The organism is Streptomyces sp. A01, from assembly GCF_059026195.1.
Genome location: NZ_JBWLKN010000020.1, coordinates 39,662 through 64,710, shown reverse-complemented (window position 1 = coordinate 64,710; position 25,049 = coordinate 39,662). Strand labels below are relative to the sequence as shown.

The following is a 25,049-nucleotide window of genomic DNA, read 5'->3' as shown; positions in this document are numbered from 1 at the left end:
TGACACGGACGCTAACGCCCAGGTGGGATGGGGTGGCTGACCGTTCGGCAAAAACCTGCGGACCGGTCGGGAAAGCCGGCAGGGGGCGCGAGAAAGCCTCGCGCCCCCTGCTACCTGCCTCGCTGGAAGCCACCACGCCACGCAGTCCGCACACTCCGAGAGTTCGTAGAGCAGCAGCCCGGCGAACGCGGCGCGGCGCGGCACCCTGTCAGCCTGCGGCGACCGCCACCAAGCGCCGCTGCTTCGCTCCGCCCGGCTGGGCGTCGCCCGCGGCGACGCCGGTCGTCAGATAGCCGCGTACGGACGCGGCGGCGGGGCCGCCGCCGGTCCAGCCGCCCGGCAGCGCGTCGGTACGGACCCAGAGCAGGGCCTCGTTCGACTCCTCCCAGCGGCCCAGCCACCCGGCCTTCAGCCACAGTCCGACGCCGACGCCCGCGAGCAGCATTCCGCCCGCGGTGGGGAGGGCGAACGACGAGCCGACGGCGACCACGAACGCCAGCGCCAGCCCCCAGCGGCGGGAGAGCCGGAACGCCCGCAGGGTGACCGCGCGGTCCTGCAGGAAGACGGACTTGCCCGCGCGCGAGGCGGCTCGCGCCAGCCCCTCGTAGCGCTTGCGCCGCACCATGGCGGCCACCGCCGCCGCGATCAGGAACAGTGCCGCCCCAGCCAGCGCACCGATGCGCCGACCGGTGAACCCGGGAACCAGCGCTCCCAGCGCCGCCGCCACGATTCCGAGCCACCACAGCCACCCGGCGGGCGCCCGTACCAGCACCGCCACCCGAGCCACCGCGTACGCGCCGTGTCTCACGACAGACCTCCTCACCACCACGCGTATGTCTGATGACGGGACTTTAGCCAGGACATATGAGAGATCGCTGAGACGGGCTGGAAGCCCGGACGCTCAGTCCTCGAACAAGCCCCGGGCCGCCGCCTTCGCGTCGAACTCCTCCAGCCGGGCCTGCGCGTCCGGCAGCGCGTCACACATGGCCTCCAGCAGCACCCGCCCCAGCAGCATCGGCGCGCAGGCGGTGTCGAAGGCGAGCCCGGTGCCCACGGCCGCCGGGAGCAGCAGGTCGCTGTGGGCGGCCACCGGGGCGAACGCGCTGTCGGCCACCGTGACGACGGTCAGGCCGACGGTCCGCGCGTACTCCAGGGCCGTCACGACCTCACGCGGGTGGCGGGGCAGCGCGAAGCAGAGCAGCGCGCTGGCGCCGGCCGCCGTGGCGGCGTCGATGCGGTCAGCGAGCATCGTGCCGCCCTCGTCGAGCAGCCGGACGTCCGGGTGGACCTTGCGCGCGAAGTAGCTGAAGCCGCCGGCCTGGGCGGACGCGGCGCGCAGTCCGAGTACGGGCAGCGGGCGTGAGGCGGCGAGCAGCCGCCCGGCGCGGACGACGGGCGTGGGGTCGGCGAGCATCGTGGCCAGGTGCCGCAGGTTGTCGATCTCGGCCTCTACGGCCTGCTGGTACTCGTTGTACGAGTCCACCCCCGTGGCCCGTTCCGCGGGCCCGACGTCCCGCAGGTGCTTGCGCAGCCCCGGGTACCCGTCGAAGCCGAGGGCGACGGCGAAGCGTGTCACGGAGGGCTGGCTGACCCCGGCGAGTTCGGCGAGTTCGACACTGGAGAGGAAGGGCGCGTCGGCCGCGCGGCGGACCATGCAGTGCGCGATGCGCCGCTGGGTGGGAGTGAGCCGGTGGCCCTCGAAGAGCTTCTGCAGGCGTGCGGCAGCCCCCGTGGTGTCCCGCGTCTCGTCCATGGCGCCCTCCCAGAAGCCCACGGTGGGGCGGACCGACCCGGCCGCCTCCCCCCGCCCATTCACTCACTCTTGACTCTGCATGAATATATGCAGCGGGGGCAAGATCTCACGCCCCGGGCGGGTCACCACCACCCCAGCCGCCCAGCCCGCCCCAGCGGGGCGGGCGGCGGACGGCCGGGGTGGGAGGACGGGGCGGGTGCTCCCCGCGGTGCGTTACGCCGGGGGCAGCAGCCGCTTCTGGGGCTTGCCCATCGCGTTGCGCGGCAGCGCCTCCAGAAAACGGACCTTGCGGGGCCGCTTGTGGGCGGAGAGCCGGCCCGCCACGAAGTCGATCAGCTCGCGTTCGCTCACTCCGTCAGCCACCACGTACGCCACGATCTCCTGCCCGAGATCGTCATGTGGCGCACCGACGACGGCGGCCTCCCGCACGGCCGGGTGGTCCAGGAGCGCGTTCTCCACCTCGCCCGCGCCGATGCGGTAGCCACCGGATTTGATCATGTCGGTGGAGGCGCGGCCGACGATGCGGTGGGTGCCGTCCGGGTCGATGGCGGCGATGTCGCCCGTACGGAACCAGCCGTCAGGCGCGTACGACTCGGCTGTCGCCTCCGGGAGGTTCAGATAGCCGTCGAACAGGGTCGGCCCCGACACCTCCAGCTCGCCGATCTCCGCTCCGGCCTCAGCGACCACACGGGTCCGCACGCCGGGCAGCGGGACGCCGACACATCCGGGACGCCGGTCGCCGTCCGCCCGTGCGGCCACGGTGATCAGGGTCTCGGTCATGCCGTACCGCTCGGCGGGCCGGTGCCCGGTCAGCTCCTCCAGCTTGCGGAAGACCGGGGTGGGCAGCGCCGCGCTTCCGGAGACGAGCAGCCGCGCGCCGCGCAGCGCGCGGGCCGCCGTGTGGTCCTGGGCGACGCGGCTCCAGACGGTGGGCACGCCGAAGTACAGGCTGCCGCCGGCCGCCGCGTACGCCTCCGGCTTGGGCCGTCCCGTGTGCACCAGGCGGCTTCCCACCCGCAGGGCGCCCAGGACGCCGAGCACCAGGCCGTGCACATGGAACAGCGGCAGCCCGTGGGCGAGGGTGTCCTCCGGCGTCCAGGCCCAGGCGTCGGCCAGCGCGTCGAGGTCGGCGGCGACGGCGCGCCGCGAGATCAGCGCGCCCTTGGGCGCGCCGGTCGTCCCCGAGGTGTAGAGGATGAACGCGGTCGCCGCGCCGTCCGGCTCGGGCTTGCTCCACTCGGCACGCTCATCGGCGTCGACACGCAGGATCTCGACCGGCGCGCCAGCGCCCGTGCTCCCCGGCCCTCCGGCCTCGCCCGGTTCTGCTCCCGGTCCGTCCGGTCCCGTCAGCAGCAGTGCCGCGCCCGAGTCCCGCAGGATGTGGTCGCGTTCCGCGGGCCCGGAGTCCGGCGGTACGGGCACCACCGGCACCCCGGCGAGCAGTCCGCCGACCACGGCGACCACTGTCTCCAGCGTCGGTTCCGCCCGCACGGCGACCACCGGCGCCCCGGCGACGCGGGCCGCCACCGCACCCGCGGCGGCCATGAGCTGTTCACGGGAACAGGGACGCCCGGCGATGGACAGCGCGTCTGGGCGGTCATCGGCCGAGCCTGCGAGGGCCGACAACAGGGGCTTGCTCACCAGCGGATTCCTCTCCTTCAAGGTCGCGAGACGCGCCCTCGTCCATGGGTCATCAACACCGTGTGATGGCTGTCAGTGACGTTACCCACCGGGTCAAGCACCCTATGCGGCCGGGTGAACACAGCCCGGCCCGGGGCGTCTTGGACCCCCCGGGCCACCGCGCCGGCGGGGGCCGGGTCGGGTCGCCCGAGGTCAGCGGTCGGATCAAGGGCAGGTCAGGGGGCTGGCCCCCCGTTCCGATAGGGGGGTTGTCCCTACTTACACCCCGCCCCCTTACCCGTAGCGTATGCACCATGGACGCCCGCGACCCTGAGCTGAAGAAGGAACTCGACGCGACCCTCCAGACCCGTAAGGAGCTGGGGCCGGAGTACGAGTCAGAGCTGGTCGATTCCTTCCTTGAGAAGGTCGAACAGCGGTTCAACGACACCGCCGACCGGCATGTCCGGCGGCAGTTGGCCGAGCAGCAGATGTCGGCGGCGCGGGGGGTGCGCCCGCAGGGGGCGGGGAATCCCGCGCACGCCACCGGGATCGGCCTCGGAGAGCGCTTCGGGTTCGTGGCGGTATCGCTGGTGCTGGCCATCCCGCTGTCGGCGATCGGCGCGGCCCACGAGGGCCTGGCCGGCCTGCTCGTCGCCTGGGGCGGCATTTTCGGCGTGAACGCGGTGCACTCGCTCGGCGGCTTCGCCTTCCTGCGCCGTGACAAGAAGTCGCAGAGCGACTGGGACTAGGTGCCGTGTCCGGCCGGACCGTGCCGGAGCCCGGCCGGGCCATGCTGGGGCGGGGTCCCTGTCCGTGCGTCGCGGATTGCGGGTGCTTCGTGGTTGGTCGCGCAGTTCCCCGCGCCCCTGACGGGGCCTCCTGCGCTGGGGGCAGTGGCAGACGCGGCTCGCCCCCGCCCGTCACAGTTCGGCGACCGCCTGCCTCAAGGCCGCCAGCCCGGCGACGACCACCGGCCGGGCCGCGTCCCCGGCCCGGTGCACCACCAGCACCTTCCGCCGCAGGACGGGTCGCGTGGCGAGCGCGCACACGCCCTCGGGCAGCGGCCCCCGCCCCAGCCGGGGCACCAGCGCGGCCACCAGCCCGGCGGACACCAGGACCAGCTGCGCCGGGTACCCGGCGACGTAACAGCTGATCTTCGGCTCGAAGCCCCGCTGGCGGAGCGCCTGTACGAGGAACTGGTGACAGACTCCGTCGCCGGTCCAGGAAGCCCAGTGCGTGTCCGCCAGCTCGGCCAGGTCCACGGTGTCCAGGTGCGCCAGTGGATGCCGTACGGACAACGCCACGTCGGCGACATCCGACAGCAGCTCCACGGATGTCAGCCCGGGCGGGAACACCGTGGGGAACCCTTCCCAGCTCTCCACGATCGCCAGGTCCAGTTCGCCCTTGCGCACGGCGGGCAATAGATCGTCGGCCTCGCCCGCGTGCACCGTGGTGCGTACGCGTGGATGCTCGTCTCGCAACGTCAGCAGCGTGGGAGTCAGGAAGGTCGAGATCGCCGTCGAGAAGGACCCGATCCGCAGCGGTCCCGCGACGGCGGAGCCCAGCGCGTCGAGGTCGGCGCGCGCCGTGGCGATGCCGTCGAGGATGCTTCCGGCGTGACCGGCCAGCACTTCCCCGGCCGGGGTGAGCCGCACGCCGCGCCCGTCGGGCTCCAGCAGCGGATGCCCGGTCTCGCGTTCCAGCTTCGCCAGTTGCTGACTGACCCCGGAGGGCGTCACGTGCAGGATGGCGGCCGCCGCGGCGACGGAGCCATGGGTGGCGACCAGATGCAGCGCCCGGAGTCTGTCGAGATTGAACCACGCCGGCTCGGTGCTCATCGTTCCTCCGCCAACTCGCCGATGAACCGCGTGCACTCTCCGGGGGCCCTGGCCGAGCCCCGGGGCCGGAACTCACACCTCGGTGGGGAGCTCCCGCGCGAACGACACGAACGACGCCCACGCGGCAGCCGAGAACGCCAACTGCGGGCCGGACTTGTCCTTGGAGTCACGGACGTGGACGGTGTGGGGGCAGGCGGCGACCTCGACGCAGGCCCCGCCCTGGTCATCGCTGTAGCTGGACTTGTGCCAGGTGACGGCTACCTCGACGCAGGCACCGCCCTCAGAGTTGCTGTAGCTGGACTTAAACCACGCCAACTCGGTGCTCATAGTTCCTCCGCCAACTCGCCGATGAACCGCGCGGACTCTTCAGGACTGAGAGCCTTTCGGAGGATCATGGCATGACGTTGCGAAACGATGCTCACCTTCTCTGGGTCCGCGTACAGCACGCCTGTGGTTTGGCCTTCCTCGTAGGCGAGATGCCCGTGCTCCGGTGTCTCCAACAAGACAAATGGGCCGAGAAGCCCCGGATGGGCGCCCCGGCCTTCAGGCATCACCTGAATATTCACGTTGCGCCGCCCGCTCAGAGCAAGGAGATGCAGCAGCTGCCTCTCATGCGCCTCCCGACTTCCAAGCTGATGCCGAAGTGCGGATTCCTGAATGACGAAATTGAACGACTTTGTCTGCTTGTCTAGGAGGGACTGCCGCGCCATCCGTCCTGCGACTCGCTCCACAATGGTCTCGTCGTCCAGCGGTGGCCAGTGGTCGCCGATTAGCTGGCTCGCGTACTCCTCGGTCTGAAGCAGTCCGGGAGTCAGTTGCGACTCGTACCAGCTGACAACGATCGCCTCAGCCTCGTACCGCATGTAATCCTGCGAGTACGAAGCGAACTTCTGAGGCTGCAAATATCCTTGCGCCGCCAGCAGCAGCCCCTTCGCCCCGCACACCTCGTCCGCGATCTCCAGCAGTCGCAGGGTCGGGCGGCGGCGCCCCTGTTCCATCGACTTGACGGTCTCGACCTCGTAGCCCGCCTGCTTGCCCAGCTCCTCGCGGCTCACGCTTGCCTGCGTACGCCACAGCTTGATCTGATTGCCGCAGTACCGCCACGCCATCGGCAGCTGAGCAGTTCCGTCCGTCACCGCGCCCACCCTTCGGTACCCGGTGGGTACGTCTACGCTGCGTACCCACACCGTTACTCTGCAAGAGTAGGTTCGCGCCAGCAGAGTTTGCGCCATGAACGACGGAACTCCCCCACCACCGCATGTCGTTGAATGGCGGCTCACCCGCCACCGCCGCAGCGTCGGCCGTGCCCGTCAGCTGCTGCGAGCCCCCCATGGGGACGCGAGCGCACCCGCCGGATCACCCGGGAGACCGGGGCCGCCGACTGCGGATGGCCCGCGACCAGGAGGTCGCGGGCCATCCGGTGAGGCGTAGCGGGGACCGCCGCACCCCGGTGTCGCCACCGAGGGCGGGACGACGACGGTCCCCGCGGGGACGCGGGCCCGGCCAAGGCCGGTCTCTCCGCGTCCTGGCGACCATGGAGGTCCGGGAGCCGCTCCGGAGGTCCGTGTCGCCGTACTCGGGTGTCGGTGTCGTCCTTGCCGACACCCACCAATGTGCCGGACCTGTGTTAAATGCGTGCTGCCGGAGCGTGACGCATACGTACCGCTTACGCGAATGCGGTCCCCACCCGGCTTTTCCTTACGCCTTGTTGGCGTTCTTCGCGAGGTAGGCGAGGAGGTCCTGACGGCTCACCACACCCTTCGGCTTGCCCTCCACGAGCACGATGGCCGCGTCCGCTCCGCCGAGGACGGCCATCAGGTCGGCGACCGGCTCTCCGGAGCCGACATGCGGCAGCGGCGGGCTCATGTGCTTCTCCAGCGGGTCGCTCAGCGCCGCACGCTGGGCGAACAGCGCGTCGAGCAGCTCGCGTTCGACGACCGAGCCGATGACCTCGGCGGCCATCACATCGGGGTGCCCGGCGCCCGGCTTGACGATGGGCATCTGCGAGACGCCGTACTCACGCAGGACGTCGATCGCCTCGCCGACGGTCTCCTCGGGGTGCATGTGCACCAGCGTCGGCAGCCCGCCCTCCTTGCCGCTGAGGACGTCGCCTACGCGCACGGCGGGACCTGCCTCCTCCAGGAAGCCGTAGTCCGCCATCCACTCGTCGTTGAAGATCTTCGACAGGTAGCCGCGGCCGCTGTCCGGCAGCAGCACGACCACCACGTCGTCCGGGCCCAGCGGCTCCGCGACGCGCAGCGCCGCGACCACGGCCATCCCGCAGGAGCCGCCGACGAGCAGGCCCTCCTCCTTGGCGAGGCGGCGCGTCATCTGGAAGGCGTCCTTGTCGGAGACGGCGACGATCTCGTCGGCGACGGACCTGTCGTACGCCGAAGGCCAGAAGTCCTCGCCGACGCCCTCGATCAGATACGGGCGCCCGGAGCCGCCCGAGTACACCGAGCCCTCCGGGTCGGCCCCGACGACCCGGACCCGGCCCTCGCTCGCGTCCTTCAGGTAACGGCCGGTGCCGCTGATGGTCCCGCCGGTGCCGACGCCCGTCACGAAGTGCGTGATGCGGCCCTCGGTCTGCTCCCACAGCTCGGGGCCGGTCGACTCGTAGTGCGAGCGCGGGTTGTCCGGGTTGCTGTACTGGTCGGGCTTCCACGCGCCGGGCGTCTCGCGCACCAGACGGTCGGAGACGTTGTAGTACGAGTCGGGGTGCTCGGGGTCGACCGCGGTCGGGCAGACCACGACCTCGGCGCCGTACGCGCGCAGCACGTTGATCTTGTCCGTGGACACCTTGTCCGGGCAGACGAAGATGCACTTGTAGCCCTTGCGCTGCGCGACCATCGCGAGTCCGACGCCGGTGTTGCCGGAGGTCGGCTCGACAATCGTGCCGCCAGGCTGGAGCTTCCCGGAGCGTTCCGCGGCCTCGATCATCCGCACGGCGATCCGGTCTTTCACCGAACCACCGGGGTTGAAGTACTCGACCTTGGCCAGGACGGTCGCCTGGATGCCCTCGGTCACGCTGTTGAGCTTCACCAGCGGGGTGTTGCCGACGAGCTCAATCATCGATTCGTAATACTGCACGCCTACTCCAGATTCGGCGGGATCTCCGCGGTCAAGGGTGTCCGCCAGCGCGGGCCCGTCAGCAAGCCTATTGCGCCACGGCCCACAAGCGGCCCTCCTGTGGATAACGCGGATCGCCCCGCCGCGGGCAACCGGGGGTAACCCGGTGGCGAGCACTAGCCCATCAGGGCGGTGCCGCCCCGCGCCGGGCGAAGTGCCACGTCGAGGGCGCGCGGGCAGGCGGCCGCGCCGTGGCCGGCGGGCGAACGGGCCGTGCACGGCGTTCGCCCGCGGCGTGCCCCCCGACCGGCGCGTTGCGGCGCGCCCCCGACGGGGCAACACAGCTATGACAGCTATGAAGGAACCCGGTCGGCCAGGTCAGGGCGCCCAGCTCGCCCACGACACGCCACGGGGAACGCACACAGGAGGTGAGTCGGGCCCATGTCAATGTCGAGAGCGCGGGTAGCGCGGCGGATCGCTGCCGCCGCGGCCTACGGGGGTGGCGGGATCGGATTGCTGGGCGGAGCGGCCGTCGGGCTGCTGCTCACCGAGGTACGGCTGGCGAGACGGGTCGTAGGCGGGTCGGATGACCAGCCGCCGAACGCCGACGGCCGGTACGGCATGGCTTTCGACCGCGACCCGGCCGCCCGCCCACTGCGCCTTGGCCTTCTCGGCGATTCGACGGCGGCGGGCCAGGGCGTCCAGCACGCTCATCAGACACCGGGCGCGCTGCTGGCGTCGGGGCTCGCCGCCGTGGCCGAGTGCCCGGTGGAGCTGCGCAATGTGGCACAGCCCGGCGCCCAGTCCGACGACCTGGACCGCCAGGTCGCGATGCTGCTGGGCTACCCACCGCCGCACAGCGCGGCGGCCGGGCCGGAGTCATCGGGGGCCGAGTCGGCGTCGGGCCCACTGATGGGCCTGGGCGGACCGGGTGAGCTGTCCGGCGTGACGACGCTGCCGACACCGCCTGGGGGGAGCCCACACACCGGCCCCGGCAACCTCATCAGCCCTGTTAGCCCTGTTAGCCCCCTCGGCCCTGCCAGTCCCCTCAGCCCCTGTGATCCCGTGGGCTCCCGCGGTCCTGTCAGCTCTGGGAATCCCGCTGATCTCGCCAGTCCCGGAAATCCCGGTGATCCCGATGGCCTACGCCGCCTCGGCAGCTTCGCCCTCTCCGGTGGTCACACCGGCTCCGCCGGGCCGGATCTGGCCGAGGCCGACGTGGGACCCCGCTGGGTCCCGGACGTCGTTGTGATCATGATCGGCGCCAATGACGTCACGCACCGGATGCCGCCCGCCAAGTCCGTCAGGCTGATGACCGACGCCATACGCACGCTACGCGCGACAGGCTGCGAGGTCGTCGTCGGGACCTGCCCCGACCTCGGCACCATCGAGCCCGTCTACCAGCCGCTGCGCTGGGTCGCCCGGCGGCTGAGCCGCCAGCTCGCCGCAGCGCAGACGATCGCGGTGGTCGAGCAGAACGGGCGCACCGTCTCGCTCGGTGATCTCCTCGGCCCCGAATTCGCCGCCCACCCCACGGAGCTGTTCGGCCCCGACAACTACCACCCGTCCGCCGAGGGCTATGTGACGGCCGCGATGGCCATGCTGCCCACGCTGTGCGCGGCGCTCGGCCTGTGGCCGGAGGAGGAGCGGCCCGACGCGTCACGCCGCGAGGGTTTCCTGCCCGTCGCCCAGGCGGCGGCCGAGGCGGCGTCCGAGGGCGGCACGGAGGTCGCCGCGGCCCGGGGGCCCTGGGCCCAGCTGCTGCGCCGCCGACGCCGTCGGCTGCCCGCCGACCCGGAATCGGCGGAGCCGTCGCCCCGTACGGCAGCGAGCTGACAGCGGCCGGGACCGTAAGCCGCGAGCATCATCCGAGGCCGACGCGGGGTCCCGAGCCGCGTCGCGGCCTTGCCGCTTTCACCGCGCGCCCGCTTCGCCCCGCGCCCGCTCCACCGCGGTCCGCTCCACCGCGCGCCCGCTTCGCCCTACGCGGTCGCCTGCGGCTGGGCCCGCCCGTACTCCGCCCGTACTCCGCCCGTGGCCCTCCCGTGCCCGTCCAGGGCGCCCTCTGGACGCGGGCGAGTCGATCGGGGTGCCAGCGACGACTGAGGCCCGCCGGGGAGCGCCTGCGACCACCGGGAGACGGGCTGGGCCCACCCCCTGGCCCGTCCGTGGCACAACCGCGGCGTTCCAGGGCACGCGCGGGCGCGCCCGCCCTGGCGTGGCGCGGCACCCAGCCGCTGAGCAAGCGCTTAGAAAAGAGTTCCGCATCACAGCGCGCGGCCCGTGACCCAGGGGGTACGTCCGGGTAACTTCCACCTCAGTCCTGCCTTCTTTCGCCCCATGGAGCCGTGATGCCCGAAGCCGTGATCGTCTCAGCCGCCCGCTCCCCCATCGGCCGCGCCTTCAAGGGCTCGCTGAAGGACGTCCGCCCGGACGACCTGACGGCCGAGATCGTGGGCGCCGCGCTCGCCAAGGTGCCCGAGCTCGACCCACGCGACATCGACGACCTGATGCTCGGCTGTGGTCTGCCCGGTGGTGAGCAGGGCCACAACCTGGGCCGGATCGTCGCCGTCCAGATGGGCATGGACCACCTGCCGGGCTGCACCGTCACCCGGTACTGCTCGTCGTCCCTCCAGACCTCGCGGATGGCGCTGCACGCCATCAAGGCGGGCGAGGGCGACGTCTTCATCTCGGCCGGTGTCGAGATGGTGTCCCGCAGCGTCAACGGCACCTCCGACGGCATGCCCGGCACCCACAACCCGCTGTTCGAGGACGCCGAGGCCCGCACCGCCGCGCGCGCCGAGCAGGGCGGCGAGGGCTGGCACGACCCGCGCGAGGACGACCTGCTGCCCGACCCGTACATCGCGATGGGGCAGACCGCCGAGAATCTGGCCCGGCTCAAGGGCGTCACCCGCCAGGACATGGACGAGTTCGGCGTCCGGTCCCAGAACCTGGCCGAACAGGCCATCAAGAACGGCTTCTGGGAGCGGGAGATCACCCCGGTCACCACCCCGGACGGCACGGTCGTCAGCAAGGACGACGGCCCGCGCGCGGGCGTGACGCTGGAGGCCGTCCAGGGCCTCAAGCCGGTCTTCCGCCCCGACGGCCTGATCACCGCGGGCAACTGCTGCGCGCTCAACGACGGCGCCGCCGCCCTCGTGATCATGTCCGACACCAAGGCCAGGGAGCTGGGCCTCACGCCGCTCGCCAGGATCGTGTCCACCGGTGTCTCCGGCCTGTCCCCCGAGATCATGGGTTACGGGCCGGTCGAGGCGTCCAAGCAGGCGCTGAAGCGGGCCGGTCTGTCGATCGGTGACATCGACCTGGTCGAGATCAACGAGGCGTTCGCCGCGCAGGTCATCCCGTCGTACCGCGACCTCGGCATCGACCTGGACCGGCTCAACGTCAACGGCGGTGCCATCGCCGTGGGTCACCCCTTCGGCATGACCGGCGCCCGCATCACCGGCACGCTGATCAACTCTCTCCAGTTCCACGACAAGCAGTTCGCTCTGGAGACCATGTGCGTCGGTGGCGGCCAGGGCATGGCGATGGTCATCGAGCGCCTGAGCTGACCCGGCACGGCGGCCGGGCCCGGCCTGTCCACGACACGGCCACTGGCCCGGCCGCCGGAACGACCCGCCCGCACGGCCCCCCTGGCGCGACTGCCGCGTGTGCTGAGCCCCCCACGGCACGGACGCCGTGCCGTACGGGCGGTCACCGGCGCATCGCCCAGAGTGTGCCGCGCTCAACGTGCCAGCGCGCGCCCGGCGTTCCCGCGAACGCCGGGCGCGCGGGGCGTAACGAGCGCCGGGCGTCGCGCTCTGCACCCGGCCACGGAAGGCTCCAGCCAGGCCTGCGGACTTCAGGGCGAGCTCCAGCGGCCCCCGTACGACCTCCAGCAGCCTCGCCTCCCACCAGCCGCTACGCAGTCCCCTGCGGGCCTTCACCAGGTCTCCGGCAGCCCACCAGCCGGACTGGCCGCGCTCGCCAGCTAGTTCCGCGACGCCCCCGCGCCCTCTATCGTGGTGCGCGAGGGGCGGGCGAGCCCACCGGGCCGTGACCGAATCTCCCCCAGGATGTGACCAACGTCCCGAGGGAGCGCCGATCGTGCAGGTCAGGGACGTCCGGTACAAAACGTCCGGGCCTTTATACCCACTCATTTGGTGACGTTTTGCACTGACAAGAGTCTGCGGCACACGCCAAGCTGAGATAGGAATTCGGGGGATCAATAGCAACCGGGAGTCTGTCAGTGAGCGCTACGTCCCTAGCCGTCCTGCTGGCCGCGGGCATCGCCACGGCCGTGGGTGCCGCGGCCCTGCACACCGCTCGCGGGTTGCGCCGCCAGATCGCCGCCCTGCGCGCCGAGGTCGTGACCGCCACCACCGTCGCCGCTGAGGCGTCCGGCTCGGTGGGCGTGCCAGCCGCGCGCCAGACCCCCGCCGCCGAGATACGCGCAGCTGTCGCCGACGCGCTCGCCGAGGAGCGCGAGCGGGAACTGGCCGAGGCCCGCGCCTTCTGGGCGGCCCAGGAAGCTCGCGACTCGGCCAACGCGGCCGACACTCCGACCCTGCTCGGCGGCCTGACCGGGCTCGGCGACGAGCCCACGCTCGACACGACGCCCTATGTGCCCCGCCAGTCCGACTTCGCCGGTCTGGAGCCGCTGATCGACTCCGAGCTGCTGGACGCCGCGCTCGAAGCGGCCCTCGATCCGGCGCTCGACCCGATGCTCGACCCGGCCCTTGACCCCGCGCTCGACCTGGCCGGTGAGCCGGACGTCACCGAGTCGCCCGAGCTGGCCGCCGCACGCCGCCGCCATCCCTCGCATCCCTCGCACGCCGCCGCGCAGCCCCCGGCGATCATCGACCACGAGCGCACCGTCGCCCTCCTCGGTGAGCTGGCCGACGCCTGTACGCCGCTGGCCGATGTGCGCCCCGGCCCCCTCGGCACCCTCGACGTCTATGTGTTCGCCGACGGGACCACGGTCTGCATGACCCCGGGCCACCGCGAGACCGCCGACCAGCTCGCGCAGGCGCTGCGCGACGGGAGCGTCCCGGTGCTGCTCGGCGGTTCCGGCGTCTCCGGCGCGTACGCCCTGACCTTCGGCTACGGCGAGGAGAACGTCTACGTGCTCGCCGACCGGGTCATCGCCTCACTCTGACCGCCCCGCCACCGCGCCGCCCACTCACGGCAGGCGGCGCGCACGGCGCTCCGGCCGTTTCCCACGGACGTCCGGACCCCCGCACCTACGGCACGCCCCGGGCTCAACGCCGGGGCGTGCCGCGTTCGTCTCATCGCACCGGCCGTCCCCCGCCCGAGAGGCCCCGAGCACCGGGCCGAACCGCCTGCCCAGCCGCCCGGCTCGGCCCCGTCCGCCGGGAGGCTCGCGCCACCGCTCAGAGGCCGCAGCGAGCCCGTACCGCCTCGACGAGCGCGGCCGCCTCCTGCGCCTCCGACGCGTGCCTCCCCGTAGGCCCGGCTGCGGACCCTCCCGCACGGACATCCCGCACACCGTCCGTTTTCGGCCCCGTATCGACGTCCGCTTCCCGTTCCGTTCCGGCCTCCGCCACCCGCTCCGGCCCGTCGTCGGGACCACCGTCCGGTCCGGCGTCCCGCCCGCTGCCCGCTGCCCGCTCCGCGTCCACGGCGTCGCCACGGTCGTCGGCGGCGGCGGACGGCGTGCCGCCCGCCAGCGCGTGGGCCAGATCGTGTCCGGCGACGGCGACCTGGTCAGCGACCGCGAAAAGCCCCACGTCGGGCATCGTCCGCGGGGTACGTCCAGGCTCTTCGACACGCTGCGCGCGGGCCGCCAACTCGCGTGCAAGCGCCAGCCCTTCGACCGCCGCACCCTGCCTCAGGCGCGACTGCGGCAAGGCGCGCAGCCGGTCGGAAAGTCGGTCTACGGCGGCCAGAAGAGCGGTCACGTCATTCACATCGCGACTCTATGCGCCACCCACAGGCTGTTGCCAACGACCAAAGCCTCAGGCACGGTGAGGTGAAGGACCCCCTTGGCCACGAACAAGTGGTACAGCGACAGGACACGCCGGAGGCGCCGATGTCCCAAGTCTTCTCCGAAGAGACCCACCGGAACCTGCTCTCCCGAATCCCCCACTGCACCGGCCGTGAAGTCGCCGACTGGCTGCGCACGGTGGATGAAGGCCCCGCCCTCTTCCGTTTCGAGGAGAAGGTCAACTGGCTACGCGGCGAGCACAAGCTCGCCTATGGACACGCCAAGGCGATCGTCCACGAATACGATCTGCGGCGCGCGGCGCGCAAGCTCTTGTAGCGGGCAACGCACGGCAGTCTCCACGTCGGACAACAACGCGCGGCAGGGTCCGCGCCGGACAGCAACAACGCAGGGCCCCGGAGATGATCCTCCGGGGCCCTGCGGCGGGTTGCTGTGGGCCTCGTCCGCCGACGCTGCCCGGGCGGGATGGCCGCGCACGGCGGCCATCCCCGGGGTCAGTCCCTGAAGATGGCGATCAGCCGCAGCAGCTCCAGGTAGATCCACACGAGCGTCAGCGTCAGGCCGAACGCGGCCAGCCACGACTCCTCGCGCGGAGCGCCGTAGCGGACACCGTCCTCAACCTGCTTGAAGTCCATGGCCAGGAAGGCGGCACCAAGGACGACACCGACGATGCCGAACACGATGCCGAGCGGACCACTGCGGAAGCCGAGACCGTCGCCGCCACCGAAGGCGGCGAACAGCAGGTTGACCGCCATCAGCAGCACGAAGCCGATGGCCGCGGCGAGCACGAAGCGCTGGAAGCGCGCGTCGACGCGGACCAGCCGTGTCTTGTAGGCGATCAGCACACCGAAGAAGACGGCCATCGTGCCGAGCACGGCTTGCATCGGGATACCGGACCAGCGGGAGTTGAACATCTCGCTGATGACGCCGAGGAAGACACCCTCGAACGCGGCGTAACCGATGATCAGGGCCGGGACGGCGGTGCGCTTGAAGGCCTGGGTCAAGCCGAGCACCATCGCGATCAGCGCGGCGCCGATGGCGATGCCGTAGCTCTTACTGGAGACCGGCAGTGCCGCCCAGGCGACGATGGCCCCCACGACGACGGTGCCGAGCGTCATGGCACAGCGCATGACGACGTCGTCCATCGTCATACGGCCGGCCTGCGGCGGGGCCGCCGGGCCCCCACCGTAGAGCTGCTGCAGCTGCTCGGGGGTCAGGTCCTGCGCGCCCGGGGCGTACGGGTTGGCAGGCTGCGCGCCAGCGGCGTACGGGTTGCCCTGGGTTGCGGTGGGGCCCCCGGCCTGCGGCGGCGTGTTGAAGCCCGCATAGGCGTTGTCGCGGCTGAAGCCCCGTCGCGAGAAGACCGGGTTGCTGCTCCTCATCTCACTCCTCCATGGCCGCCCTGCGCGACCTTGAGTCAAGGGTAATGGGTAAGCAAAACAATCACCCTAGTGCCGAAGGAGGATCTTTTCTCCCCTTCGTGGCCGGTACATGGCCCTCTGCTGGACCGTGGGCGACGTCGCCCTTACGCAGCGTACGCGCGAGGCACCCGGCCGCGTCCGGAGCCTGGCCGAATCATTCACGGAACCTCCCTCCCCACCGTCCCGCGCCCTGCTCTTCCCCCGGTCTCAACGGCGTGACCTGCGCACATGCCTCCGGTCCGGCCGCTGGGCCCGGCCTTTGCGCCGCGTACATCCGCTGTACCGGCCGCGCCCGGTCAGGTGATCCGTGTGTCCTGCGGAGTGGCGGAGTACCCGTGGGGCCCTCGTTCACGCGGTCGGCCCAGTGGGCCCGGCCGCGGCCCGGCCGCTGCCCGCCCCGGCGAGCCGCGGTGCCGGGGTCTCCGTCCGGCTGACGCCGTTGTGCCGGGCGGACCAGGCGTCCAGCGCGGTGCGGCAGGCGTGGTCAAGGTGGCGCAGTCCGGTCAGGTCCAGCTCGACGGGCTTGTCCTGAGGCAGTGCCTCCAGCGCGTCGAGGATCTTGGGCAGCTGGAGGAAGGTGGCGTTTCCGCTGATGGCGGCGATCATCCGGCCGCCGGTCAGCTCGGTCACCTCGACCTGGACCTTGGACGTCTCCCAGGCCGTCTTGACAACGGCGAGCAGCAGCCCGAGGAGTACGCCCTCGAACATGTTGGCCACGGCGATGGCGACCGCCGTCACCCCGAGGATCACGGCCTCGCCCCGGTGCTCCCGCCACAGCGGGAGCAGCTGCCGCACGGGCACGAGCTTCGCCCCGGCGTGCACCAGGACGGCGGCGAGCGCGGCGAGCGGGACGACGCCGAGGGCGGCGGGGAAGAGGGCGGCGAACAGCAGGAGCCAGGCGCCGTGCAGGATGCGGGAGAGCTTGGTGCGGGCACCGGCTTGGACGTTGGCCGCGCTGCGGACGATCACCGCGGTCATCGGCAGTGCGCCAAGGACGCCGCAGACGGCGTTGCCCGCCCCCTGGGCCATCAGCTCCTTGTCGTAGTCCGTACGGGCCCCGTCGGTCATGCGGTCGACCGCCGCGGCGCTGAACAGGCTCTCCGCCGACGCGATCAGGGTGAAGGCGAGCACCGTGCCGATCACGGACAGCTGAGCGAGACCGCCGAGGTCACCGGCGCCGGGCGGCTGGATCGACGCCAGCAGGCCGTGCACCTCCACCTTGCCGAGGGGCAGCCCGAAGACCGCTGTCGCGAGGGTGGCGGCGGCGATGGCCACGAGCGGGCCCGGCACCATCCGCACCTTCTCGGGCAGCCGCTTCCACAGCACGAGGACGGCCAGCGTGCCGAGGCCCACCGCGAACGCCGCACGGGCCCCGCTGCTGCCCGCGACGTGGGCGGCGAGCCCGGGCAGCCCGGCGATCTTGCCGAGGCCGCTGTCGGGCTGGTCGGCGTCGGCCATGGCGTAGACCTGGCCGAGCATGAGGATCAGGCCGATGCCCGCGAGCATGCCCTGGACGACGGCGACGGAGATCGCGCGGAACCAGCGCCCGCAGCGCAGCGCGCCGAGTACGAGCTGGAGCACACCGGCGGCCAGGACGATGGCCCCCAGGGACGCGAGCCCGTACTGCTGCACGGCCTCGTGCACCAGGACGGTGAGGCCCGCCGCGGGCCCGCTGACCTGGAGGGAGCTGCCGGGCAGACAGCCGACGACGAGCCCGCCGACGATGCCGGTGATCAGCCCGAGTTCGGCTGGTACGCCCGAGGCGACGGCGACGCCGACACACAGCGGGACGGCGACGAGGAAGACGACGAGCGAGGCGAGGACATCGCGCCGGACGGTGGTGGGACTGAGGCTGGACAACCGTGTGGAGAACATGGAATCTGCGATTCCTCCGGAAGCGGTGAGCGGATGCGCGCACGGCGAGGGACGCCGCCGGGCACGGGGACGGTGGAGGGCGCCGGGAAGGGGGACGGAGGGAAGAGGACGGAGCCGCGCGGGAGCGGCGGGCGCGGGGGTCACCCGTCCGGGCGGCGAGGCCGAGCGCAGGGGGCGCGTGAACGCCCCTACTACAGCGGCTGGAAGGTGTCCGTCTCCGGGCAGTGCGCGCGTACGGCCCCGGTGTGGACCTCGTAGAACCACGCGGTCAGGGAAAGCCGGCCGTCCGCGACCCCTTCGCGTACGCAGGGGTAGGACCGCAGCCGCGCCAGCTGGGCGAGCGCGTGCCGCTGGATGGCGTCGGTGAGGTCCGGCGAGGCACCGGCCGCGCCCGGCCGCCTGCCGCGCAGCCGCTGCGAGACGGTGGTGTGGAGCCAGTCCCGTACGGCGGGAACGGCGCGCAGGTCGTCGTCGCGGAACACGGCGCCGACCGCCCCGCAGTGGGAGTGTCCGCAGACGACGATGTGCCGTACGCCCAGGACACGCACGGCGTATTCGATCGTCGCTGTCTCACCCGCGGGGTGCCCGTGGCGGTACTCGGGGACGATGTTGCCCGCGGTGCGCAGCTCGAAGAGGTCGCCGAGGCCCGCTCCGGTGATCAGCGAGGGCACGACGCGCGAGTCGGAACACGTGATGAAGAGGACCTCTGGCGCCTGCCCGTCCCCGAGCCTGCGGAAGTCCTCACCGCGCTCCGCGCAGTGGCTCTCGAAGGAACGGGCGTGCGCGATGAGTTGCTGCATGGTGGCCTGCCTCTTACTCGCCGTGGTGGGCGCGTGGTGTGGTCGGGTCAGGGGTCCGGCCGCTTCATCAACGTTGACGTGGCGACGGCGGGGCCCGGCGGCGGGAGGACCCGGCCACCGGGGAGCGCTCGGTGAGCGCCTGCGGCACACCCTCGCGCAGTGATCCTGAAGATGACCTGAAAATCCGTCCGGCGCGGCACCGGGCGGCGGATCACGGCCTTGACCTCAAGTGCGGTTCATGTCCGACCGTGGTCATCACGCACACCACACACGCTGGTGGCCCGACTTCAGGAGCGTCACAGATGCACGCGATACGGCTGCACGCCTTCGGCCCCGCCGAGAACCTCAGTTACGAGAAGGTCGCCGACCCGGTCCCGGCCGAGGGGCAGGTGCGGATCGATGTGCGGGTGAGCGGCGTCCATCTGGTCGAGACCACGCTCCGCCGGGGTGTCGGCGTCGGTCCGCATCAGCCACCGGAACTGCCGCACACCCCCGGCGGTGAGGTCGCCGGGGTCGTGGGGGCGGTGGGCCCCGGAGTCGGCGGGGAATGGCTGGGCCGCCGGGTCGTGGCGCAAGTGGCGGACGGGGGGTACGCAGAGCAGGCGATCGCCACCGTTGACGCGCTGCACCTCATCCCCGAGCACGTGGACGACAGCACCGCCGTAGCGGTGGTCACCACCGGAGCCGCCGCACAGGGCGTGCTCGCCCTGGCCCAACTCTCCCCCGCCGACACCGTCCTGGTGATGTCGGCCGCCGGGGGGCTGGGCAGCATCTTCGTCCAGGCCGCCCGGCAGGCCGGTGCCCTCGTCGTCGGCGTGGCCGGAGGCCCGGCGAAGGTGGCCCGTGTCCGCGCCCTCGGCGCCGACATCGCCGTGGACTACCGTGACCCCGACTGGCCCGCCCACGTCCGCGACGCGGTGGCCGACCGCCCGGTGAGCGTCGTCCTGGACGGTGTCGGCGGCCCCTCCGGCCGCCAGGCCCTGGAACTCCTCGGCCCCGGCGGGCGCTTCCTGCTGTACGGCTGGGCCTCGGGCGAGCCCACCGAGATCAGCACCCGGGACCTCATCGAACGCCAGCTGACAGCCACCTGGGCGATCGGCCCGCACATGCTCTCCGCCGACGGCTGGCAGAACCTGACGACCCGGGCACTGGCCGCGGCGGCGGAAGGCCGGCTGATCCCGCCGGTCACCCGGTTCCCCCTCCACCGGGCCGCCGAAGCGCACGCGGCCCTGGAGGCCCGCGAAACGGAGGGGAAGGTGGTTCTGACGGCGTGACGGTGTGATGGTGTGGCGGACGCGGGTCCCACGCGGAGGATCGGCTGATCCTGCGGGGCCCGCGTACGACGAGGACCACTGAACCCGAGCTGGTGAGGGCGTATCAGGAAGCCACGGACGCCATGGACGCCAGCGCCGGCATCGCACCGCCACCGCAGACCCCTTCTCCCCGCTAGGAGCACGTGATGACCGACGGCCCACCCCCTGAGCTCGACCTACGCCCCGATCTCCCCCACAGCGCCCGTGTGTGGAACTACTGGCTCGGCGGCAAGGACCACTACCCCGCCGACGAGGAGTTGGGGCGGCAGGTCGTAGAGCAGTACCCCCAGGCCCAGGAGCTGGCCCGCGCCTCGCGCGCGTTCCAGGACCGCGCGGTGCGCTACCTGGCCGGCCAGGGCATCGACCAATTCCTGGATCTGGGCACGGGGCTGCCGACCGCGATGCCCACGCACCGCAGCGCCCAGGAGGTCATCCCCCGTGCGCGGGTCGTCTACGTCGACAACGACCCCATCGTGCTCGCCCACGCCCGCGCGCTCCTCACCAGCGCCCCCGAGGGGGCCACCAACTACATCGACGCTGATCTGCGCGACGCGGACACCGTGCTCACCGAAGCCGCCGGCACGCTCGACCTCGACCGCCCGGTGGTTCTCCTCGCCCTCTCCACCCTGGGGCATTTCCCCGCCGACGAGGCGAGCGCCCTCATGCGGCGCTACCTCGCTCAGCTCGCGGTCGGCAGCCATCTCGTGACGTGCGACACCATCCGCACCCCGCAGACCCTCCAGGCACAAGAGGCGTACGCCAGCGGCGACACCCCGCCCTACTGGGTCCGCGACCCCGAGCAGATCACCGCCTGCGCACAAGGATTGGACATCCTGCCGCCGGGGCTGGTCCCGATCAGTCACTGGCACCCCGAACCCGGCCCGACCCCCGAGCCGGTGGACCAGTGGGGCCTGGTCGCCGTCAAACCCCGGTCCTGACACCCGTACTACTGGCAGGCGCTGTCCGCGCCGGGTTCCGGTCGCGGACGGGGGTTTCCCCACCGTCCGCGGCCTCTCCCGAGGCCCCGGCTGACGCGTCGTCACCGAAGGCCGCCGACCCCGTCTTGGTGTAATTCGCGCCCCCTGGGGGCCACCGCACGCGGTAGCCGGTTACGTTGCCCTTGGGGCCTTCGCGCTTCCGCGCGTACGCCATGCGGCGAGATGAGAGGACGGTGCGCACGCGCCGCGCACACGACGCGGAGGAAGCACGGCGGATGCTCGCCGATTGCGCAGGTCAGACGCCCTGAGCGCGGTGGTGCCCGGAGCCGGACTTGAACCGGCACGGCCCGTAGGCCAGCGAGGTTTAAGCTCGCCGTGTCTGCATTCCACCATCCGGGCAGGGGCGCTCCCATCGCCGCACGTACGGTGTACGGCCCGTCCCCCAGAGGAGAGCAGGACGAGCCTAGCCGGGGAACGCTCCACGGACGGCTGAACGGCTGATCGCCGTTGTCTTATTTTATGGGCAACTGAGGGTGCATCAGCAGGGTGGCTATGCCTGTGGCACATGCCAATGGCCCATCAACGCTGCTCGCATGGCACATAGGGCCGGTTACGCTGAATTGACGAAATCTCGACGCAGCGTGTGGGCCGTTCGCCGCCGCTCCGCCGTGAAGGGGATCGGCGGCCGCTCTTCCCGCCGGTTCCGGCCGCTTCCCGGAGGTGGTTCCGGAGTGGGTCATTCCGCTGGCGCGGACTCGTGGTCCGGCCGCGGTCCGGCCGCGGTCTGATCTTGGTCCGGTCACGCTCCGGCCGGAGGTCGGCCGCTCTGGTGCCCGGGTGCCGAGGACGTCCGTACGCCGCCGCCCGGACGTCCTCGCCTCCTGCTCTCTCGGGGTCGCCCTCCTCCCCAAGGAGGACACGGCACGCACGGTGTACCTCGCGAGTCTCCCCCAGGAACGGGAGCAGGGGCTGATGGTCCGGGGCAGTTCGCCCGGAAGGATGGAACCGTCCCCAGGCACCGCACCGACAGGAGTTCGACAGTGACCACCCCCACCACCGCCACCCGCAGCACCGCGGTGGCAGCCCGCGCCACCGATCTCAGCAAGGTCTACGGACAGGGCGAGACCCAGGTGGTCGCCCTCGGCGGGGTCACCGTCGACTTCCGGCAGGCTGAGTTCACCGCGATCATGGGCCCCTCCGGCTCCGGGAAGTCGACGCTCATGCACTGCATGGCGGGGCTCGACTCGGTCTCCGGTGGCTCGGCCCGCATCGGTGACGTGGAGCTGACGTCGCTGAAGGACAAGAAGCTCACCCAGCTGCGCCGCGACAAGATCGGCTTCATCTTCCAGGCGTTCAACCTGCTGCCGACACTCAACGCGCTGGAGAACATCACGCTGCCGATGGACATCGCGGGCCGCAAGCCCGACAAGCAGTGGCTCGACATGGTCGTCGAGACCGTCGGCCTGTCCGGGCGGCTCAAGCACCGGCCGAACCAGCTCTCCGGCGGCCAGCAGCAGCGCGTCGCCGTGGCGCGCGCGCTGGCGGGCCGCCCCGAGATCATGTTCGCGGACGAGCCGACCGGAAACCTCGACTCCCGGTCGGGCGCCGAGGTGCTCGGCTTCCTGCGCAACTCCGTACGCGAGCTCGGCCAGACCGTCGTGATGGTCACCCACGACCCGGTGGCCGCCGCGTACGCGGACCGCGTCGTCTTCCTCGCGGACGGCCAGATCGTGGACGAGCTGTACGAGCCCACGGCGGACACCGTTCTCGACCGTATGAAGCGCTTCGACGCCAAGGGCCGGACCAGCTGAGCTCCGGCAGCCGCTCGATGACCACCGGCCCACTTCCCCAGGACTGACAGACCCATGTTCCGTACCGCCTTGCGCAACGTGCTCGCGCACAAGGCCAGACTGCTGATGACCGTCCTCGCCGTTCTCCTCGGCGTCGCATTCGTCTCCGGCACTCTGGTCTTCACCTCGACCATCTCCGACGCGTACCAGAAGAGCTCCGAGAAGGGGTTCACCAACGTCGACGTCGCGATAGAGCCTGACAACTCCGACGACGCCAAGGAGAAGCCCGGCGCCGCCCCCAAGCTGAGCCAGGCGCTGCTCGACGACGCGAAGAAGCTCCCCGGAGCGGCTTCGGTCACCGGCACGCTCAACGGCTTCGCCGCCATCCCCGACGAGGACGGCAAGCTCGTCGGCGACGGCTTCGCCTCCAACGGCGGCAACTACTTCCCGGGCAAGGACGGGCAGGACGCGCGCTATCCGATGAAGGAAGGCCGCGCCCCCGCCAACGCGAAGGAGGTCGCGCTCGACAAGAAGACCGCCGAGCGCGCGGGCTACGAGGTCGGCGACCCGATCAAGGTGTCCGTCGACGGGCCGGTGCTGAAGCAGAAGGTCGTCGGCATCTTCACCACCGATGACGGCAACGTCGCCGCGGGTGGCAGCCTCGCGCTGTTCGACACGGCCACCGCACAGAAGCTGTACGCCGAGCCCGGCCAGTACACCGGCATCGAGCTGAAGGCCAAGCCCGGCACCTCGCAGGCCGCGCTGAAGGCGCAGGCCGACAAGATGCTGCCGAAGCAGGCCGAGGCGACCACCGGCGAGAAGCTCGCCGACGACCAGGCCGAGGACATCAAGAGCCAGATGAGCGGCATGCGGACCGGCATGCTTGCCTTCGCCGGGATCGCGCTCTTCGTCGGCATCTTCATCATCGCCAACACCTTCACCATGCTCGTCGCCCAGCGCACCAAGGAGCTGGCGCTGATGCGCGCGGTCGGCGCCAGCCGCCGCCAGGTGACCCGCTCCGTGCTCTTCGAGGCGACCCTCGTCGGCGTCATCGCCGCCGCCACCGGCCTGCTCGCCGGCGTCGGCATCGGCGCCGGGCTCCGCTCGCTGCTGAACTCCACGGGGGCCACCGTCCCGGACGGCCCGCTGGTCGTCACGCCGAGCACGGTCGGCATCTCCCTCTTCGTCGGCGTCGTCGTCACCGTGCTCGCCGCCTGGCTGCCCGGCCGCCGTGCGGCGAAGATCCCGCCGGTCGCGGCGATGGGCAGTGTGCACGCCCCGCCGACCACCCGTGGCCTGGTCGTCCGCAACACCATCGGCGCGATCTTCGCCGGTGTGGGCGTCGCCCTGGTGCTGGCGGCGACCGGCATGGACGACGGCAACGCCCCGATGGGCCTCGGCGCCGGTCTGCTGCTGATCGGTGTCTTCGTCCTGACCCCGCTGCTGTCCCGGCCGCTCATCGCCGCCGCGGCCCCGGTGCTGCGCGTCTTCGGAATGCCCGGCAAGCTCGCCCGGCAGAACGCGGTGCGCAACCCGCGCCGTACGGCGGCCACCGCTTCCGCGCTGATGATCGGCCTCACCCTCATCACCGGTCTGACCGTGATCGCCGGCGGTGTCCAGAAGGCGATCGACAAGATGGCCACGGACTCCCTGACAGCCGACTACGTCGTCAGCATGGCCAGCATGACCCCGCTCTCCCCCGATGTCGGCAAGACGCTGGAGAACCTCGACGAGGTCACCGACAGCAGCCCGCTGCGCATGTCGCCCGCCCGGATCGGCGGCGAGAAGGAAGAGCTGGTCGGCGTCAACGGCAAGACCATCGGCAAGCTGACGCGGCTGGACTTCAAGGAGGGCTCGTTCGCCGGGCTCGGCGGCAACAAGGTCGTCGTGGACGACGACATGGCCAAGGACCGCGGCTGGAAGGTCGGCTCGACGTTCACCACGACGTTCGAGGACGGCAAGAAGAGCCGCCTCGCGGTGTCGGGCGTCTACGACGGCAACATGATGATCAACGGCGTCATGCTCGACAACGCCACGCTCACCCCGCACCAGGACGACATCACCGACTTCCAGGTGATGCTGAAGACCAAGGACGGCGTGTCCGACGAGGCGAAGGAGTCGCTGGAGAAGGCCCTCGGCGACAACCCGGCCGTCAAGGTGCAGGACATGGACGATGTCTCCAACGACATAGCCAAGCTGATCAGCCTGATGCTGAACATGCTGTACGGGCTGCTGGCGATGGCCGTGATCGTCGCGGTGCTCGGTGTCGTGAACACCCTCGCGATGTCCGTCTTCGAACGGTCGCAGGAGATCGGCATGCTGCGGGCCATCGGCCTCGACCGCAAGGGCATCAAGCGGATGGTGCGGCTGGAGTCGCTGGTCATCTCGCTCTTCGGCGGGGTGCTCGGGATCGGCCTGGGTGTCTTCTTCGGCTGGGCGGCCGGTGAGCTGATCGGTTCCAGCCTGACCACGTACGAACTGGTCGTGCCCTGGGGCCGGATGGGCATCTTCCTCGGCCTGGCCGCCGTGGTCGGTGTGCTGGCCGCGCTGTGGCCCGCCCGCCGGGCGGCGAAGCTGAACATGCTGGACGCCATCAAGGCGGAGTAGCGGAGCGCCGGAGCGGTTCGCCGGGCGTCTGGGACGACGCGTCACGAAGGGGCCCCGGGC

General features: G+C 71.6%; 18 protein-coding genes, 1 tRNA gene and 3 pseudogenes. 10 read left to right on the top strand and 12 right to left on the bottom strand.

All coding sequences use genetic code 11. The annotated features are described in order from the left end of the window. Nucleotides 1-208: 208 nt before the first annotated feature. From AC5P1B_RS25045 to AC5P1B_RS25035, 3 genes are all read right to left on the bottom strand, one after another. On the bottom strand, nucleotides 209-808 hold the full coding sequence (locus AC5P1B_RS25045; protein WP_493889852.1) for a hypothetical protein: 600 nt from the start codon (nucleotides 806-808) through the stop codon (nucleotides 209-211). 93 nt (nucleotides 809-901) lie between these two features. Beyond that, the gene (locus AC5P1B_RS25040; protein ID WP_493889851.1) at nucleotides 902-1,753 is read right to left on the bottom strand and encodes a MurR/RpiR family transcriptional regulator; all 852 of its coding nucleotides are present in this window, start codon (nucleotides 1,751-1,753) and stop codon (nucleotides 902-904) included. A gap of 213 nt (nucleotides 1,754-1,966) precedes the next feature. Continuing rightward, nucleotides 1,967-3,394, bottom strand: coding sequence for an AMP-binding protein (locus AC5P1B_RS25035; RefSeq protein ID WP_493889849.1), 1,428 nt, complete (start codon nucleotides 3,392-3,394; stop codon nucleotides 1,967-1,969). 293 nt (nucleotides 3,395-3,687) lie between these two features. Here AC5P1B_RS25035 and AC5P1B_RS25030 point away from each other — a divergent pair, with 293 nt between their 5' ends. Then, a complete protein-coding gene (locus AC5P1B_RS25030; RefSeq protein WP_493889847.1) occupies nucleotides 3,688-4,122 on the top strand; it encodes a hypothetical protein in 435 nt (144 codons plus the stop codon). Between the two features lie 171 nt (nucleotides 4,123-4,293). On the opposite strand, the gene AC5P1B_RS25025 is transcribed toward AC5P1B_RS25030, so the two are convergent. The 4 genes from AC5P1B_RS25025 to AC5P1B_RS25010 all read right to left on the bottom strand — a co-directional run bounded on the left by AC5P1B_RS25025 (nucleotide 4,294) and on the right by AC5P1B_RS25010 (nucleotide 8,301). Then, on the bottom strand, nucleotides 4,294-5,211 hold the full coding sequence (locus AC5P1B_RS25025; RefSeq protein WP_493889845.1) for a LysR family transcriptional regulator: 918 nt from the start codon (nucleotides 5,209-5,211) through the stop codon (nucleotides 4,294-4,296). 72 nt (nucleotides 5,212-5,283) lie between these two features. Further along, entirely contained in the window at nucleotides 5,284-5,538 is a 255-nt protein-coding gene (locus AC5P1B_RS25020; protein WP_493889844.1) for a DUF397 domain-containing protein, read from the bottom strand. Further along, on the bottom strand, nucleotides 5,535-6,320 hold the full coding sequence (locus AC5P1B_RS25015) for a helix-turn-helix domain-containing protein (RefSeq protein WP_493889936.1): 786 nt from the start codon (nucleotides 6,318-6,320) through the stop codon (nucleotides 5,535-5,537). The genes AC5P1B_RS25020 and AC5P1B_RS25015 overlap by 4 nt, the downstream gene beginning before the upstream one ends. Before the next feature lie 589 nt (nucleotides 6,321-6,909). After that, nucleotides 6,910-8,301, bottom strand: coding sequence for a cystathionine beta-synthase (locus tag AC5P1B_RS25010; RefSeq protein WP_493889843.1), 1,392 nt, complete (start codon nucleotides 8,299-8,301; stop codon nucleotides 6,910-6,912). A 426-nt stretch (nucleotides 8,302-8,727) separates the two neighbouring features. Between AC5P1B_RS25010 and AC5P1B_RS25005 the strand changes: the two are divergent. From AC5P1B_RS25005 to AC5P1B_RS24990, 4 genes and pseudogenes are all read left to right on the top strand, one after another. Then, nucleotides 8,728-9,129 (top strand): annotated as a pseudogene (locus AC5P1B_RS25005) (SGNH/GDSL hydrolase family protein); the annotation flags it as partial. A gap of 303 nt (nucleotides 9,130-9,432) precedes the next feature. Continuing rightward, nucleotides 9,433-10,116, top strand: a pseudogene (locus tag AC5P1B_RS25000) (SGNH/GDSL hydrolase family protein); the annotation flags it as partial. A 515-nt stretch (nucleotides 10,117-10,631) separates the two neighbouring features. Beyond that, nucleotides 10,632-11,852: an acetyl-CoA C-acetyltransferase gene (locus AC5P1B_RS24995; RefSeq protein WP_493889842.1), complete on the top strand. Its 1,221-nt coding sequence runs from the start codon at nucleotides 10,632-10,634 to the stop codon at nucleotides 11,850-11,852. Nucleotides 11,853-12,529: 677 nt separating this feature from the next. Further along, complete coding sequence (locus tag AC5P1B_RS24990; protein WP_493889841.1) at nucleotides 12,530-13,438, top strand: hypothetical protein; 909 nt, start codon at nucleotides 12,530-12,532, stop codon at nucleotides 13,436-13,438. A 460-nt stretch (nucleotides 13,439-13,898) separates the two neighbouring features. Here AC5P1B_RS24990 and AC5P1B_RS24985 read toward each other — a convergent pair. Continuing rightward, a pseudogene (locus AC5P1B_RS24985) lies at nucleotides 13,899-14,210 on the bottom strand (hypothetical protein); the annotation flags it as partial. Between the two features lie 122 nt (nucleotides 14,211-14,332). Between AC5P1B_RS24985 and AC5P1B_RS24980 the strand changes: the two are divergent. Continuing rightward, entirely contained in the window at nucleotides 14,333-14,563 is a 231-nt protein-coding gene (locus AC5P1B_RS24980; protein WP_493889935.1) for a DUF4287 domain-containing protein, read from the top strand. Nucleotides 14,564-14,739: 176 nt separating this feature from the next. On the opposite strand, the gene AC5P1B_RS24975 is transcribed toward AC5P1B_RS24980, so the two are convergent. The 3 genes from AC5P1B_RS24975 to AC5P1B_RS24965 all read right to left on the bottom strand — a co-directional run bounded on the left by AC5P1B_RS24975 (nucleotide 14,740) and on the right by AC5P1B_RS24965 (nucleotide 18,341). Then, a complete protein-coding gene (locus AC5P1B_RS24975) occupies nucleotides 14,740-15,627 on the bottom strand; it encodes a Bax inhibitor-1/YccA family protein (protein ID WP_493889840.1) in 888 nt (295 codons plus the stop codon). A 387-nt stretch (nucleotides 15,628-16,014) separates the two neighbouring features. Next, the gene (locus AC5P1B_RS24970) at nucleotides 16,015-17,541 is read right to left on the bottom strand and encodes a SulP family inorganic anion transporter (RefSeq protein WP_493889839.1); all 1,527 of its coding nucleotides are present in this window, start codon (nucleotides 17,539-17,541) and stop codon (nucleotides 16,015-16,017) included. 191 nt (nucleotides 17,542-17,732) lie between these two features. Then, a complete protein-coding gene (locus AC5P1B_RS24965; RefSeq protein ID WP_493889838.1) occupies nucleotides 17,733-18,341 on the bottom strand; it encodes a carbonic anhydrase in 609 nt (202 codons plus the stop codon). Between the two features lie 302 nt (nucleotides 18,342-18,643). On the opposite strand from AC5P1B_RS24965, the gene AC5P1B_RS24960 reads away from it, so the two are divergent. Together AC5P1B_RS24960 and AC5P1B_RS24955 are read left to right on the top strand one after the other, a co-directional pair. Beyond that, nucleotides 18,644-19,615 (top strand): zinc-binding dehydrogenase, encoded by a 972-nt coding sequence (locus AC5P1B_RS24960; RefSeq protein WP_493889836.1) that lies wholly within the window; start codon nucleotides 18,644-18,646, stop codon nucleotides 19,613-19,615. Between the two features lie 185 nt (nucleotides 19,616-19,800). After that, a complete protein-coding gene (locus AC5P1B_RS24955; RefSeq protein ID WP_493889835.1) occupies nucleotides 19,801-20,592 on the top strand; it encodes an SAM-dependent methyltransferase in 792 nt (263 codons plus the stop codon). Between the two features lie 314 nt (nucleotides 20,593-20,906). On the opposite strand, the gene AC5P1B_RS24950 is transcribed toward AC5P1B_RS24955, so the two are convergent. Continuing rightward, nucleotides 20,907-20,991, bottom strand: a tRNA-Leu gene (locus AC5P1B_RS24950). A gap of 641 nt (nucleotides 20,992-21,632) precedes the next feature. Between AC5P1B_RS24950 and AC5P1B_RS24945 the strand changes: the two genes are divergently transcribed. Then, nucleotides 21,633-22,403: an ABC transporter ATP-binding protein gene (locus AC5P1B_RS24945; protein ID WP_493889833.1), complete on the top strand. Its 771-nt coding sequence runs from the start codon at nucleotides 21,633-21,635 to the stop codon at nucleotides 22,401-22,403. Between the two features lie 54 nt (nucleotides 22,404-22,457). Next, nucleotides 22,458-24,989: an ABC transporter permease gene (locus tag AC5P1B_RS24940; protein WP_493889832.1), complete on the top strand. Its 2,532-nt coding sequence runs from the start codon at nucleotides 22,458-22,460 to the stop codon at nucleotides 24,987-24,989. Nucleotides 24,990-25,049: the final 60 nt, after the last annotated feature.

Bases quoted from the DNA above. Each gene is read 5' to 3' on its own strand.
- AC5P1B_RS25020 (WP_493889844.1), bottom strand. From the start codon at position 5,538: ATGAGCACCGAGTTGGCGTGGTTTAAGTCCAGCTACAGCAACTCTGAG.
- AC5P1B_RS24975 (WP_493889840.1), bottom strand. From the start codon at position 15,627: ATGAGGAGCAGCAACCCGGTCTTCTCGCGACGGGGCTTCAGCCGCGAC.
- AC5P1B_RS24965 (WP_493889838.1), bottom strand. From the start codon at position 18,341: ATGCAGCAACTCATCGCGCACGCCCGTTCCTTCGAGAGCCACTGCGCG.
- AC5P1B_RS24970 (WP_493889839.1), bottom strand. From the start codon at position 17,541: ATGTTCTCCACACGGTTGTCCAGCCTCAGTCCCACCACCGTCCGGCGC.
- AC5P1B_RS25015 (WP_493889936.1), bottom strand. From the start codon at position 6,320: ATGGCGTGGCGGTACTGCGGCAATCAGATCAAGCTGTGGCGTACGCAG.
- AC5P1B_RS24955 (WP_493889835.1), top strand. From the start codon at position 19,801: ATGACCGACGGCCCACCCCCTGAGCTCGACCTACGCCCCGATCTCCCC.
- AC5P1B_RS24960 (WP_493889836.1), top strand. From the start codon at position 18,644: ATGCACGCGATACGGCTGCACGCCTTCGGCCCCGCCGAGAACCTCAGT.
- AC5P1B_RS24980 (WP_493889935.1), top strand. From the start codon at position 14,333: ATGTCCCAAGTCTTCTCCGAAGAGACCCACCGGAACCTGCTCTCCCGA.
- AC5P1B_RS24995 (WP_493889842.1), top strand. From the start codon at position 10,632: ATGCCCGAAGCCGTGATCGTCTCAGCCGCCCGCTCCCCCATCGGCCGC.
- AC5P1B_RS25040 (WP_493889851.1), bottom strand. From the start codon at position 1,753: ATGGACGAGACGCGGGACACCACGGGGGCTGCCGCACGCCTGCAGAAG.
- AC5P1B_RS25025 (WP_493889845.1), bottom strand. From the start codon at position 5,211: ATGAGCACCGAGCCGGCGTGGTTCAATCTCGACAGACTCCGGGCGCTG.
- AC5P1B_RS24940 (WP_493889832.1), top strand. From the start codon at position 22,458: ATGTTCCGTACCGCCTTGCGCAACGTGCTCGCGCACAAGGCCAGACTG.
- AC5P1B_RS25030 (WP_493889847.1), top strand. From the start codon at position 3,688: ATGGACGCCCGCGACCCTGAGCTGAAGAAGGAACTCGACGCGACCCTC.